This window comes from Streptomyces griseoviridis, from assembly GCF_005222485.1.
In the GTDB taxonomy this organism is placed as follows: Bacteria; Actinomycetota; Actinomycetes; order Streptomycetales; family Streptomycetaceae; genus Streptomyces; species Streptomyces hintoniae.
Genome location: NZ_CP029078.1, coordinates 7,056,069 through 7,068,753 on the forward strand (window position 1 = coordinate 7,056,069; position 12,685 = coordinate 7,068,753).

The following is a 12,685-nucleotide window of genomic DNA, read 5'->3' on the forward strand; positions in this document are numbered from 1 at the left end:
GCGTGCGAGACGCCGCAGGGTCGCTGTCGACGCGTCCCGCCCGCTGAATCGGCCGGCGGCGCGCTCGTGACGGGACGCCGGTGGCGATCCGGTTCATCGTTCGGCGGCCGCCTCGACGGACGCTCGTGCCGGCATGGAGCCCGGCGCGCGGACGGCCGGTCACGGCCGGGGCGACGGCCCAGCTCAGAGGGCCGCGACCTCCAGCTCCAGGGCCGGATCGCCGACCAGGATCGACTGGTGCAGCCGCTGGAGCCTGGCGGACGGTTCGAGGCCGAGCTCCTCGACGAGGGTGGCGCGCAGCTGCTGGAACGCCTGAAGGGCCCGCCAGGCGTTGCCCGACCGGTAGGCGGCCAGCATGAGCAGCGCGCAGAAGTTCTCGTGCATCGGGTAGCGGGCCGTCAGCACGGTCAGCTCGGGCACGAGTTCGCAGTGCCTGGCCAGGCGCAGGTCGGCGCCGACGCGCCGTTCGAGCACCGCGAGCCGGCCCTGGTCGACGCGGAGCACCTCAAGCTCAAGCACCCTCCCGATCCGCACGTCGACCAGCGCGGGACCCCGCCACACGGCCAGGGCCCGGCCGAGCAGGTCGGAGGCTGCGCGGTCGTCGTGCGCGTCGAGGGCGGCCCGGCCGGCCGCGGCGAACCGCTCGTACTCGTGGGCGTCGACCTCGCCCGGGGGTATGTCGAGCAGGTAGCCGCCGTGCCGGGTGACCAGGACGTCCTTGGCGCCGCGCGCCGCGTCCCGGGGGAGCGCCGCGGCGATCCTGCGGCGCAACTGGAGAATGTAGGTCTGCAACGTGGTCGCGGCACTGCGGGGCACCGCCTCTCCCCAGATCTCCTCCATCAGCGTGGACACCGTGACGACATGGCCCGCCTGGAGGGCGAGCACCGCGAGGATCTGCCGCGGTTTGGCGGCGGTCGGGACCACCGAGATCCCGTTCTCCTGTGCGCTCAGCGGACCCAGCACCTTGATTTCCATCTGCGCTCCCCTCGTACACCGGTACGACAGTGGTGGAGCCTCGCACTTCGGGCCGGGGCGGGCACAGTGAGCCAGACACGAGCGGCGTCGTGAATATGTCATAGCGAATGGGTGAGGGCGGCACTACCAGGAGTCACAGAATCCCATCGAGAATCTACAGGTGCCGGGGCGCCGCCCGGAGCACCGTCCACGCGGTCTGTCAAGACAAGGAGCAGCCGTCGGGGCGGTGGCCGAAGGGCGGTGCCGGGCGCCGTCCGGTAGTGGCGCACCGCCGCGAACCAGCCACGTTTCGGATCATTGCGGAGTGGGTGGTTCTGTCCCGCGGCCCGCGGCCGGGCATGCGCCCAGGGCCCCCGGGTATCCGAGGGGCAGCGCCGGTGAATTGATCACCGTGTCCGGGGAGGCTGGTTTTGTGCAGGTGTAAATCACGGACGGTGATCACACCGTAGGCACCGGTTGTACCGGAACCACGTCCTGTTATTATCGCTCCGATATGCCGGTGGCTTTTGCAATGTGACCAACAGTGCATTGGATCTCAGGTATACGGGGGACAGGTGGATGCTCTTTGTCGTGGAGATTCTCGCAACGCGAAACGATCGGACCTCACACGAGTGGCTCTCCAGATAGCCCGCTCGCTGATCGTTGCCTTGGTGCTGAGCCATGGTGTGCTGGTTCTGGCCGATGTGGCCCAACGTTCTCGCGGTACGGGCGAGACAGTCGTCTATGGTTTGTGCGCGGTAATACTGCTCGGTTTCCAGGCCGTTCTCCCATTTCTTTCCTATCAGCGATGGGAGCCGGCGAGCAGAGTTTCCGTCTTCTTTTTCGTCGCGGCCGCCACTTATTTCACGGTGGCGTTCGGCGGAATGAGTTGGAACGGTCTGACCGGCCCGCTGGCCGGTTCGGCACTGCTTCTGCTCACCGGAATTCGGGCCTGGGGCGCCTTCGCGGTCGTCGTCGCGGTGCTGCCCCTGCGCGCCCTGGCCCACGACTCGCCGCTGCTGCCCGCCGTCGGGCTCGCCCTGGTCTCGGGTCTCGGCGGGCTCGTCGTCCTCGGCCTCTGCCGGCTGACCCATCTGGTCTCCGAGGCGTGGGCCTCCCGCGCGGAGGCGGCCCGCAGCGCCGTCGTGAGCGAGCGGCTGCGCTTCTCCATGGACCTGCACGACCTGCTCGGCTTCAGCCTGTCGTCGATCGCGCTGAAGAGTGAGCTGATCTACCGGCTGGTGCCCAACAGACCCGACCAGGCCCGCAAGGAGATCGACGAGATCCTCGGCATCTCCCGGCAGGCCCTGTCCGACGTACGACTGGTCGCCCGCGGCTACCGCGACATGTCCCTGGAGGGCGAGGCGTCCTCGGCGCGTTCCGTCCTGGACTCGCTCGGGGTCGCCGTGCGGGTGGACATCCGGTGCGGCAGCCTGCCCCCGGCCGTGGACGCCGTCCTGGCCACCGCGGTCCGCGAGGGCGTGACCAACGCGCTGCGCCACGCCTGCGTCCGGCACATCACGATCCGGGTGGCCGACGAGCGGGAGAAGGTGCGGCTCGTGGTGGCCAACGACGGAGTGGCCCGCGCCCCGGCCGAGCCGTGCCGCTCCGACGGCACCGGCCTGCACAACCTGGCCAGCCGGTTCGACGTCGTCGGAGGCCGCGTCGACACCGCGATGGTCGACGACGGCTGGTTCCACCTGGTGTGCGAGGTCCCGCTCGCCGTGTCGCTCGGCTCAGGTCGGCCGCCCTCCTGAGAGGGAGAGAGGAGGTTCACGTTGTCCGTCAGAGTCCTCATCGCCGAAGACGTCTCCATGCTCCGTGAGGCCCTCGTCGCCCTCCTTGAACTGGAGAGCGACCTGGAGGTCGTGGCGGCCGTCGGACGCGGCGACGCCATTGTGCCCACCGCCCTGCGGGCCAGGCCCGACGTCGCCGTCATCGACATCTCGCTGCCCGGCATCGACGGGCTGAGCGCCGCCAAGGAACTCCACAGACAGCTCCCGCACTGCCGGACCATCATGATGACCGGCATGGGCCGCTCGGGCACCCTGCGCCGAGCGCTGGACGCCAAGGTCGCCGGATTCCTGCTGAAGGACTCCGACCCGCACCGGCTCGCCCAGGCCATCCGCGCCGTGGCGGCGGGCCAGCGCGCCATCGACCCCGAACTCGCCCTGTCCGCGTGGGACGTCCAGGACACCCCCCTGACCAGACGGGAACTGGAGGTGCTCAGGCTGGCGGCCCAGGGAGCCGAGGCCGGTGAGATCGCCGGCCGGCTCTACCTCACCAAGGGGACCGTCCGGAACTACCTGACCTCCATCGTCACCAAGCTCAACGCCCGCAACCGGGTCGACGCGGTCCGGATCGCGGAGCAGGCGGGCTGGATCCCCTGACCACGCGGGGAACGGCAGCCCGACGCCCCCGCGGGGTCCGGCAGCCGGAAGCGGCCCGGGAACACTCCCAGGGCCGCGCGCCGGGGGAGCGGGAACCCGCCGTGATCCGACTCGTGATCCGACTCCCCGCCCCGGGCCGGCCCGCCGTCTGGACATCGCGGAGACGCCCCGGTCGCCCGGGGCGTCTGGGTCTCACGGGGGGATCACGCGGGGATCACGCGGCAATCACGCCCGCGCGGTCACGGCGTCCCGCCCTCCACGTGCCGCTTCGCCCTGAGCAGGGTCGCCGAGCTGTTCGCGGTGAGGGACCGCTCGATCATCGCGCGCGCCTCGGCCGGCTCGGTGCCCGGCCCCAGTACCCGGCGCACGCCCTGCGGGTCGACCACCACCGTGTGCCAGGAGGTGACCCGCGCCACCCGCGCGCCGGACGCGTCCCTGACGTCCTCCACGACCCACCGCCCGGTGTGGCCGCTCATCACCGGCGGCGGGGTCGTCTGCTTGTAGACGATCAGCCCCCGCTCCGGGAAGCACAGCCGGACCGAGGACGTGGTGTGCGCCGAACCGTCCGGGCCGTAGGTGTCCATCGTCATGTGCTGCACGCCGGGCTCCTCCTCGCGCAGATCGAGCCGGGCCACGTGCGGAAGCCGGCTCGGCCACAGCTCGGCCCTGGCGAGGAAGTCGAAGGCCGCCCGCGGGTCGCCGTGGATGTCCTGCCGGGTGCTGAAGGTGAACCTCGACTGCGCGAACTCCGCGAACCGCTCGGCCGTCGTCCGCAACGCGTGCAGTTCGGCGGTGCTGTTGGCCTCCACCGCGTTCTCGATCAGCCGCACGCCCTCCGGGTCGTCGTCGACGGCTCGGTAGTCGTGCAGCAGCGTCACCCGGCAGCCGCCCGCCGTCTCCTCGATCCGCCAGGTGCCGCCCATCGACGCCACCGGCGGCGCCGACACCACCTGGCGGAACGTCACCGTCCGCGCCTCGGGGTCGAGGATCCGCCGGGACGCCCAGGTGCGCACCCGGCCGTTCGCGAACGCCCAGATCCGCAGCTCCTGCCGGCGCTCCGTCCCGCTCTCCACCTCGCAGTGCACCGTCGGACCGAAGACGTCGGGCCAGCCGGCCGCGTCGGCGACGAGACGGTAGACGTCCGCGGCCGGCGCCGCGATGGCGACCCCGTGCTCCGTGACATGCGTGGGTTCCGCGCTGCTCCGCACCACAGGACACTTCCTCTCGGTAGGGCCGCCGCGGCGGCCTCGGTCTTGTCGGGCCCGGCACCGGGCGTCAGCCGTCCGCCCAGGCCGGGCGGTCGAGGATGTCGACGACGGCGCAGCCCCAGCTGTACCCCGCGCCCACCGACATCAGGACGCAGCGGTCACCGGGCACCGCCCGGCCGGACACCACGAGCCGGTCGAGGCTCGCGAACTGGTCGCCCGCGCCCAGATGCCCCACCGTCCTGGCCCACTCCCACGGCGTGCGGTCCGGATCGATGCCGAACGGCCGGTAGTAGATGGACTGGAGCCTGCGGCGGCCGAAGTGCGGGAGGATCACCCACGCGGCGTCGGCCAGCTCCATCCCGGCGTCCGACAGCGCCTCCTTGACGACGCTGTACTGTCCGGCGCCGCTGCGCGCGACGGCGTACGAGATGCCCATCCGTTCGACGAAGGACCGTTTCGCCGCGTCGAAGTCGACGGGCATGCCGTTCGTGAAGGGCGCCGGGGAGAACGGGGTGTCGCCCCGGTGCAGGGGCTCCAGCTCCGAGTCGGCGAACAGGGCGAGCGAGGTGAGCGCGGCGAACCCGCTGTGCCGGGAGAGCACCAGCGCGGTGCCCCCGTCGGCGTACGGCGTGCCGGGGTCGGTGCGCCAGCGGTCGATGCCGGGCTCGCAGAACCGGTCGGCGGTGGTCAGCAGGGCCTGACGGCGGCCGGGCGCCGCCTTCAGATACGCGGCGGCCAGCTCGACGGCGGTCAGACCGCCGTTGGACATCTGCCGGATCTCCAGGGCGGGGCAGGAGTTGCGCAGCGTCTCGCGCTGGATGTACGACGCCACCGGCCAGAGGTCCTGGCCCTGGTGGTAGGTGTCCGCGTGCAGGATCAGATCGATGTCCTCCGGCCGCGCCCCGGCCCGGTCCAGGGCGTGGGCGGCGGCCGCGACCGCCATCTCCGCCGCCGACTCCTCGGGCGAGTACGCCACCGACACGACGCCGGTGGTCTGCGCGGTCCTGGGCGGGCACGCGCCCGCCGCGACCGCGTCGTCCACCCGCAGCCTGGCGGGCAGCCGCACTCCGGTCGCCTGTACGAAGATGCCGTCCACACGCATGGTCAGTCCGTCCCTGTGAGGGTGGGCTCTGTGAGGGTGGGTCCGTACGCGACGGCGGCCGGCCGGCGCTCCGCCGTCCGCCCGTCGCCGTGCCGCTCCCGCGCCGGCAGCCGGCGCACGGCCTCCAGCAGCGCCCGCAGGAAGGCCGCGCCGGTGTCGGCGGCCACCCCCACGGTGTCCAGCCGCCCGTCGCCGTCCGCGAACGACGCGACGACCCTGGCCGTCCCCGCTGTCCCCGCGTGACCGGCCGGGACCCGCGCCAGGTGACCGGTGAGCCGCAGCCGCCGCACCCCGGGCAGCACCGGGTCGAGCGCCCGGTGCACCGCACGGTCGAGCGCCTCCACCGCCCCGCCGCCGGACGCGGTCGCCGCCGTCGCCACCCCGTCCACCCGCAGCAGGACCGAGGCGCTCGACCGGTCCTGGCCACCGCCCGCAGGGTCCGCGCCGACCTGCCAGGACACCACCTCGACGGCCCGTCCGGCGCTCTCCGCGACGGCCGCGCCCAGGACGGCGGACCCGCCCGGCAGCGCCGCCGCCCCGCGCGTGACGATCAGCTGCGCGGCCACGCTCAACAGGTCCGCGTCGCGTCGCCGCCCGTATCCGCACACCGTGCCCCGCACCTGCCGGGCCCCGGCGGCCACCGCCGCCACCGAGCCGGCGACCGCGCGCCCCGCGCCGCCACGGCAGTGGACGCCCAGCTCCACCCCGGTGCCGTGCAGCGTGTCGGACACCACCGCGCCCACCTCGTCGGGCGGCCGGCCGCCGGCGCCGTCGCACAGGACGACGGTCTCCGCGCCGGCCTCCGCGGCGGTGCGCACGACCTCCAGGGCGTACTCCCGGTTGGCCCGGTGGCCGTCGAAGAAGTGCTCCGCGTCCAGGAGGACCCGCCGCCCCGCCCGCACCAGGTGCCGCACCGTGCCGCCGACGGCCGCGAGGTTCTCCGCCAGGTTCGTCCCCCGCGCCCGCTCCACCCGCCGCGAGTCGCTCACGGCCGCCAGGGTCACCACCGGGGTCCCGGCCGCGAGCAGCTCCCGCACCCGCGGGTCGGTCGCGGCCGAGGCGCCGGGCGCACGGGCCGCCCCGCGCGCCACCAACACCGCACCGGTCAGGCGCAGTTCACCGGCCGCCCGGCGGAAGAACTCGGTGTCCGCCGCCGTCGCGCCCGGCCGCCCGCCCTCGATGAAGCCCACCCCGAGGCCGTCGAGACAGCGGGCCACGGCGAGCCTGTCGTCCACCGGCAGCACCCGGCCCGCAGGGCGCGCGCCGTCCCGCAGGGTCGTGTCATGGAGCTGGATGTCCTGTCCCGCCATCTGCCCGTCCTCCACCGCTGGTCGGATCCGGATCGTGCCCGCCGCGACCCGAAAGCCTGCGGCCGGGGACTCGCGTCCCGCTCAAGACCGGCTGGTCACGTCCCCCGCCACGGCGTCGTCCGGCGCGGAGCCGGTGCGGGCCGCGCCGGACGCCAGCAGCCGCCTGATCTCCGGCCCCGAGCAGCCCAGTTCGGTCAGCACCTCACGGGTGTGCTGGCCGGGCGCCGGGGGCGGCGCGGGCCGGCCCTGCCCGACCCCCTCGAACCGGGGCGCGGCGCCGGGCTGGAGCAGCGGACCGTCCTGCACGTACGCGCCCCTGGCCCGCAGATGCGGGTGCCTGGCGGCCTCCTCGACGGTCAGCACCGGCGTCACACAGGCGTCCGTGCCCGCGAAGGCCGCCGCCCAGCCGTCCCGGGTCCGCCGCGCGAACCGCTCCGCGAACACCGACCGCAGCGCCTCCCACTCCGCGCGCCGCCACCGGTCGGGCAACCGGGCCAGGTCCAGCCCGAGCCCCTTGACCAGCGCCGCGTAGAACCGGTCCTCCAGGGCCCCGACCGCGACGTACCTCCCGTCCTGGCACCGGTACACGCCGTAGAAGGGGGCGCCGCCGTCGAGCAGGTTGCCGCCCCGCGCCGGATGCCACTGCCCGGCGCCCGACATGCCGAGGACCATGCTCATCAGCAGCGCGGTCCCGTCCACGACGGCCGTGTCCACCACCCGGCCCCGCCCGGTCCGCCGCTGGTCGAGGACGGCCGCGAGGATGCCGCCGAACAGCAGCATCCCGCCGCCCGCGAAGTCGCCGAGCAGGTTCACCGGCGGCACCGGCGGGCCCCCGGCCGAGCCGATCGCGTCCAGAGCGCCGGTCAGCGCGATGTAGTTGATGTCGTGGCCCGGCGCCTGGGCCAGCGGACCCCGCTGCCCCCAGCCGGTCATCCGCGCGTACACCAGGGCCGGATTGCGGGCGTGGCACTGGCGGGGCCCGATGCCGAGACGCTCGGCCACCCCGGGCCTGAACCCCTCGACGAGCACATCGCACCGCTGCGCCAGCCGCAGCGCGGTCCGCACCCCCTGACGGTTCTTCAGGTCGAGCGCGATCGAACGGCGGCCCCGGTCGAGGACGCTGTGCCACTGCGCGTAGGGCCGGACCCCGTCGGCCCGGTCGACGCGGATCACCTCGGCCCCCAGATCGGCCAGCAGCATGCAGGCGAAGGGCACCGGGCCGATGCCGTTCAGCTCCAGGACGCGCAGCCCGGCCAGCGGCGGCCTGGCCGCCTGCGCCTCGGCTGCCGGAGGCGAGTGATCACGGATTGCCGACATGACACGCTCCGTCGCTCGGCGACACGGTCGGCTCCAGGCTGCGCGAGAGCGGTCAACAGCGGCTCGAACGGGGGCAGTGCCGGGGCCCGGACAGCCCCGGAGGACGTCTTGAGGCCCGAGGCCCCGGCCCCGGCCCCGGCAAGTCCACCCGAGGCCCGGCCCGGACAGCCCCGGAGGACCTCTTGAGGCCCGAGGCACCGGCCCCGGCAAGTCACCCGAGGTCCTAGGAAGGGCCCCGGCAGGTCCACCCGAGGTCCAGGGCAGCACAACCGCGTTCGCCCACGCTGGCCGTCCGACCGACCGCGGCCGGTGGCGGCACGGCGAGCCGCCGGGCCGCTCCAGGACGACCGCCGTGAAGGGGACAACCATGCCCGATCCAACGTTCGCGGGCCGTACCGTCGTCGTCACCGGCGCGGGCACCGGCATCGGCAGGGCCACCGCGCTGGCCTTCGCCGAACAGGGCGCCGCCACCGTCGTCGTCTGCGGCCGGCGCAAGGAACGCCTGGAGGAGGTCGCGGCCGAGCACCCCGCGATCGTCCCGGTGGTCGCCGACGTGGCCACCGGGACCGGCGCGCGGGCCCTCGCCGACGAGGTGCGGGCCTGCGGCGACGGCCTTGACGTCCTGGTGCACAACGCGGGTGTCTTCCGCTTCAGCCCGCTCGCCGCCCTCGCCCCCGACACCGTGCGGGAGGTCCTCGACACCAATCTGCTCGGCCCGCTGCTGGTCACGGGGGAGTTGCTGCCGGCGCTGCTCGCGCGGCGCGGGACCATCGTCCTGGTCTCCAGCCGGGCCGGTCACAACCCCGGGCCTGGCAGCTCGGTGTACTCGGCGAGCAAGGCGGGCGTGCACAGCCTGACCCGCAGCTGGGCGGCGGAGCTGGCCGTCCACGGGGTCCGGGTCAACGCCGTCGCCCCCGGCTTCGTGCGCACCGAGGCGTACCGCGCCAACGGCATGACGGTCCGTCAGGTGGAGGGGCTGTTCGACGCGGTGGCCGGCTCCGTCCCGCTGGGCCGGGTCGCGGACACCGACGACATCACGCCCTGGATCACCCGGCTGGCCGATCCGGCGGCGTCGCTGGTCACCGGGCAGGTCATCACCGTCGACGGCGGCATGGACACGGGCGCGGGGCAGGCCGGCCAAGACGCCTGACGCCGGATGCCCGGCTCTCCTGACCGGCTCCTGGCCGGCTCCCGACCGGTCCCGGGACACGGGCGGGCCGCACGCCGGGCGCGCCCGCGGCCGGTCCCGCGGCGGCCAACGCGGACACGTCCGGGCCTACATGGCGCCTAGCGTCGCTCACGCGGTTCCCACACCACTGTGAGCAGGGAGAAATCCATGACGTTCACGTTCCGCCCAGGACCGGCCACCAGACCCCGGCCGACGCGGGCGACCGCGAGGACCCGCCGGACGGCCCTGGCCGTGGTGATGACGGCCACCCTGCTCGACCTGGTCGACCTCACCGTGGTCACCGTCGCTCTCCCGACCATCAGGACCGGCCTCGGCGTGCCCTACGGCACGCTCCCCTGGATCGCGGGCGGTTACGCCCTCGCGTTCGCCGTCGTGCTCGTCCCAGGGGCCCGGCTGGGCGGTGTCCACGGCCGCCGCCGGGTCTTCCTCCTGGGCGTCGGCGCCTTCACCGTCGCCTCGGCGGCCGGCGGGCTCGCGCCCGACGCCGGGACCCTGGTGGCCGCGCGGGTGGCGCAGGGCGCGGCGGCGGCGCTGATGGTGCCGCAGGTGCCGCACCTCATCGACGCGCTGTCCCCGGCCGCCGGACGGCGCCGGGCGACCGCCGTCTTCGGCACGGTGATCGGCCTCGGCGCGCTGGCGGGCCCGGTGGTGGGCGCGCTCCTGCTAGAGAGCGACCTGTTCGGCCTCGGCTGGCGCGCGCTGTTCCTCGCCGACGTCCCGGTCGGCGTCGCGTGCCTGCTGCTGGGCCGGCGGTGCGTCGTCGAGCGGCGGGACCCGCTGGCGGGCGCCCCCGACTGGCCGGGGACCGCCGTCGCCGCCGCCGGGGTGCTGCTGATCCTCTACCCGCTGGGCCGCGGGCCCGGCGCGGGCTGGCCGGTGTGGGTCCCGCTGTCGATCGCGGCGGGCGCCGGCCTGGTCGCCCTCTTCGTGCGCCGCGAACGGGCCAGGAGCCGCAGCGGCGCGGGATCGCTGGTGGTGCCGTCCCTCTTCGCCGTCCGCGGCTACGCCGTCGGCATCGGGATCGAACTCGTCCACGGCGTCCTGGGCGGCCTGTACCTCCTGGCCTGGTGCTTCCACCTCCAGGTCGGGCTCGGCTGGTCGCCGCTGCGGACCGCGCTGTGCATGCTCCTGTTCGGCGCGGCGGTCGCGGTGGCCGCCGGGCTCTCCTGCGACGTCCTGTTCCCCCGGTACGGGCGCACCGTCCTCCAGGCGGGAGCGCTCACGCAGCTCACCGGGGCGCTGCTGTACGGCTGGCAGACGCGGGCCCTCGGCACCGACATCCAGGTCTGGCAGATCCTGCCCGCGCTGATCCTGCTCGGCACCGGCATGGGGCTGACGGTCGCCCCGCTGTCGACGCTGCTGCTGACGGAGGTGCCGCCCGAGCACCGGCACGCCGCGGCCGGGCTCGGCAACACGACGTACCAACTGGGCACCGCGCTCGGCATCTGCCTGGTCCCGCTGGCCTTCCTGCGGCTGCTGGACACCGGCCACCCGGTCCCGGCGGCCTTCTCCCACACCCTGCGCTGGCTGGCCTGCCTCCTGCTGGGGGTCCTCGCCCTGACCTGCGCGCTGCCGCGCGGCCCCGGGCACCGCCGGGCCGGCGGCCCGCTGACCGGCGCCGCAGCGGGCGACACCTCACCGGTCCGCTGAACCACCGTCCACGCCACCACCGTCCACCCCTGCCATCGCGCACCACGGAAGGAGAACCATGAGCACCGACAACAGCCGGCGGACACCGACGAGGGCCCGGGAGGTCCGGCTCACGAAACCACTGGAGGGCGCGCTGACCCTCGACCACTTCGAGGTCGTCGAGACGCCCGTCCCCGACCCGGCGGACGGAGAGGTGCTGGTCCGCACGGACCATCTGTCCCTCGCGGCGGCCTACGCCGACCTCATGCGGCCCGGCTGCCCGCTGCCGGTGCCGCCGTTCCTGCCCGGCGAGCGCCTCGGCGGCGCCGCCCTCGGCACCGTGGTGCGCTCCGCCTCCGCCGAACTGGCCGCGGGCGACCTGGTCCAGTCGATGAGCGGCTGGTCGGAGTACTCGTCAGGACCCGCGGACCGGTACGTCAAGCTGGCGCCCGACCTCTTCCCGAGCCCGGTGTACTTCCTGAGCCAGGGCCCCACCGCCTACTACGGGATGGCCGACATCGCCCGGGTGGGCGCGGGCGACGTCGTCTACGTCTCCGGGGCGGCGGGCGGGGTCGGGTCGCTCGCCGGGCAGATCGCCAGGTGCCGGGGGGCAGCCCGGGTCATCGGCAGCGCGGGCAGCAAGGAGAAGGCCGCCTACCTCGTCGACGAACTCGGCTACGACGCCGCGTTCGACTACCACGACGGGCCCGTCGTCGACCGGCTGCGCGACCTCGCCCCCGACGGCATCGACGTGTTCTTCGACAACGTCGGCGGCGAGCAGTTCGAGGCCGCCGTCCAGGTCGCCTCCCCGCACGCCCGCTTCGCCCTGTGCGGGGCGCTGGCGGGACAGATCGGCGACGCCTCGGCCGGGCACCCCAGGCTCGACCTGATGCGCGCCATCACCCGGCACCTGGAGATCAGGCCGTTCGCCTGCTACCACCTGCCCGAGCAGATCAGCGCCTGGTACGAGCACTTCGCGCGCTGGTACCACGAGGGCCGGTTCGTCTTCCCGCACACCGTCGTCGAGGGCGGCCTCCCGCGCGCCCCCGAGGCGATGCTCGCGCTCCTGGACGGCCGCTACCGGGGCAACGTCAGCGTCCGCGTCGGCGACTGACGGCACGACGACGGTGGCGGGCGCCCCCCTCGGGCACCCGCCACCGTCTCGTCGCCTCCGCCGTCTCCAGTCCCGCCTCCGCCGTGTTCAGTCCCCGACCCGGGTCGCCTCCACCGCGACCGGCACCGCCCGGGTCAGCCGGCCGTCGGCGTCGTAGACCCGGGAGGTGCCCCGGCTGGTGAAGAACCCGCCGCGCTGACGCGCGTGCTGCTCGATGTCCACCCACCCGGCGCACCGCCCGTCGGCGTCGAGGACCGGCTCCGTGATCCGGAACAGGAAGCCGCCCGGCCCGAGCGACGACCAGCGCCCCGCCCCCACCCCGCCCACCGTGAGCAGCGCGTGCCCCCAGGCGGTGAAGCGGAACGAGCCGACCGAGTTGCCTCCCGGCCTGCGCACCCGGGCCGTCCAGGTGCCGACCGGGGTCAGCGGAACGCGGGACGGCGGCCGCCCCGCCGAGCTGTCCGACACCGGC

The 12,685-nt window shown here is 74.5% G+C and carries 11 protein-coding genes; 5 read left to right on the forward strand and 6 right to left on the reverse strand.

The features are described 5' to 3' along the window. Positions 1-183 precede the first annotated feature (183 nt). The gene (locus DDJ31_RS30570) at positions 184-975 is read right to left on the reverse strand and encodes an AfsR/SARP family transcriptional regulator (RefSeq protein WP_127177165.1); all 792 of its coding nucleotides are present in this window, start codon (positions 973-975) and stop codon (positions 184-186) included. An 863-nt stretch (positions 976-1,838) separates the two neighbouring features. Here DDJ31_RS30570 and DDJ31_RS30575 point away from each other — a divergent pair. Together DDJ31_RS30575 and DDJ31_RS30580 are read left to right on the forward strand one after the other, a co-directional pair. Next, positions 1,839-2,711: a sensor histidine kinase gene (locus DDJ31_RS30575; protein ID WP_127177164.1), complete on the forward strand. Its 873-nt coding sequence runs from the start codon at positions 1,839-1,841 to the stop codon at positions 2,709-2,711. A 21-nt stretch (positions 2,712-2,732) separates the two neighbouring features. Continuing rightward, positions 2,733-3,344, forward strand: coding sequence for a response regulator transcription factor (locus tag DDJ31_RS30580; RefSeq protein WP_093829442.1), 612 nt, complete (start codon positions 2,733-2,735; stop codon positions 3,342-3,344). Between the two features lie 239 nt (positions 3,345-3,583). Here the strand turns inward: DDJ31_RS30580 and DDJ31_RS30585 are convergent, their stop codons facing one another. The 4 genes from DDJ31_RS30585 to DDJ31_RS30600 form a co-directional block, all read right to left on the reverse strand. Continuing rightward, positions 3,584-4,555: an aromatase/cyclase gene (locus DDJ31_RS30585; RefSeq protein WP_240678022.1), complete on the reverse strand. Its 972-nt coding sequence runs from the start codon at positions 4,553-4,555 to the stop codon at positions 3,584-3,586. 64 nt (positions 4,556-4,619) lie between these two features. Further along, complete coding sequence (locus DDJ31_RS30590) at positions 4,620-5,654, reverse strand: ketoacyl-ACP synthase III family protein (RefSeq protein WP_127177163.1); 1,035 nt, start codon at positions 5,652-5,654, stop codon at positions 4,620-4,622. A gap of 2 nt (positions 5,655-5,656) precedes the next feature. Next, on the reverse strand, positions 5,657-6,964 hold the full coding sequence (locus DDJ31_RS30595) for an alpha-isopropylmalate synthase regulatory domain-containing protein (RefSeq protein ID WP_127177162.1): 1,308 nt from the start codon (positions 6,962-6,964) through the stop codon (positions 5,657-5,659). 81 nt (positions 6,965-7,045) lie between these two features. After that, a complete protein-coding gene (locus DDJ31_RS30600) occupies positions 7,046-8,281 on the reverse strand; it encodes a CaiB/BaiF CoA transferase family protein (protein ID WP_127177161.1) in 1,236 nt (411 codons plus the stop codon). A gap of 367 nt (positions 8,282-8,648) precedes the next feature. On the opposite strand from DDJ31_RS30600, the gene DDJ31_RS30605 reads away from it, so the two are divergent. The 3 genes from DDJ31_RS30605 to DDJ31_RS30615 all read left to right on the forward strand — a co-directional run bounded on the left by DDJ31_RS30605 (position 8,649) and on the right by DDJ31_RS30615 (position 12,213). Continuing rightward, positions 8,649-9,431, forward strand: a complete 783-nt coding sequence (locus DDJ31_RS30605; RefSeq protein ID WP_127177160.1) for an SDR family NAD(P)-dependent oxidoreductase — start codon at positions 8,649-8,651, stop codon at positions 9,429-9,431. Positions 9,432-9,617: 186 nt separating this feature from the next. Beyond that, on the forward strand, positions 9,618-11,120 hold the full coding sequence (locus DDJ31_RS30610; protein ID WP_127177159.1) for an MFS transporter: 1,503 nt from the start codon (positions 9,618-9,620) through the stop codon (positions 11,118-11,120). A gap of 58 nt (positions 11,121-11,178) precedes the next feature. Then, entirely contained in the window at positions 11,179-12,213 is a 1,035-nt protein-coding gene (locus DDJ31_RS30615; protein WP_127177158.1) for an MDR family NADP-dependent oxidoreductase, read from the forward strand. 87 nt (positions 12,214-12,300) lie between these two features. Here DDJ31_RS30615 and DDJ31_RS30620 read toward each other — a convergent pair whose 3' ends face one another. Then, positions 12,301-12,681, reverse strand: a complete 381-nt coding sequence (locus tag DDJ31_RS30620) for a hypothetical protein (protein WP_127177157.1) — start codon at positions 12,679-12,681, stop codon at positions 12,301-12,303. Between the last annotated feature and the right edge of the window lie 4 nt (positions 12,682-12,685).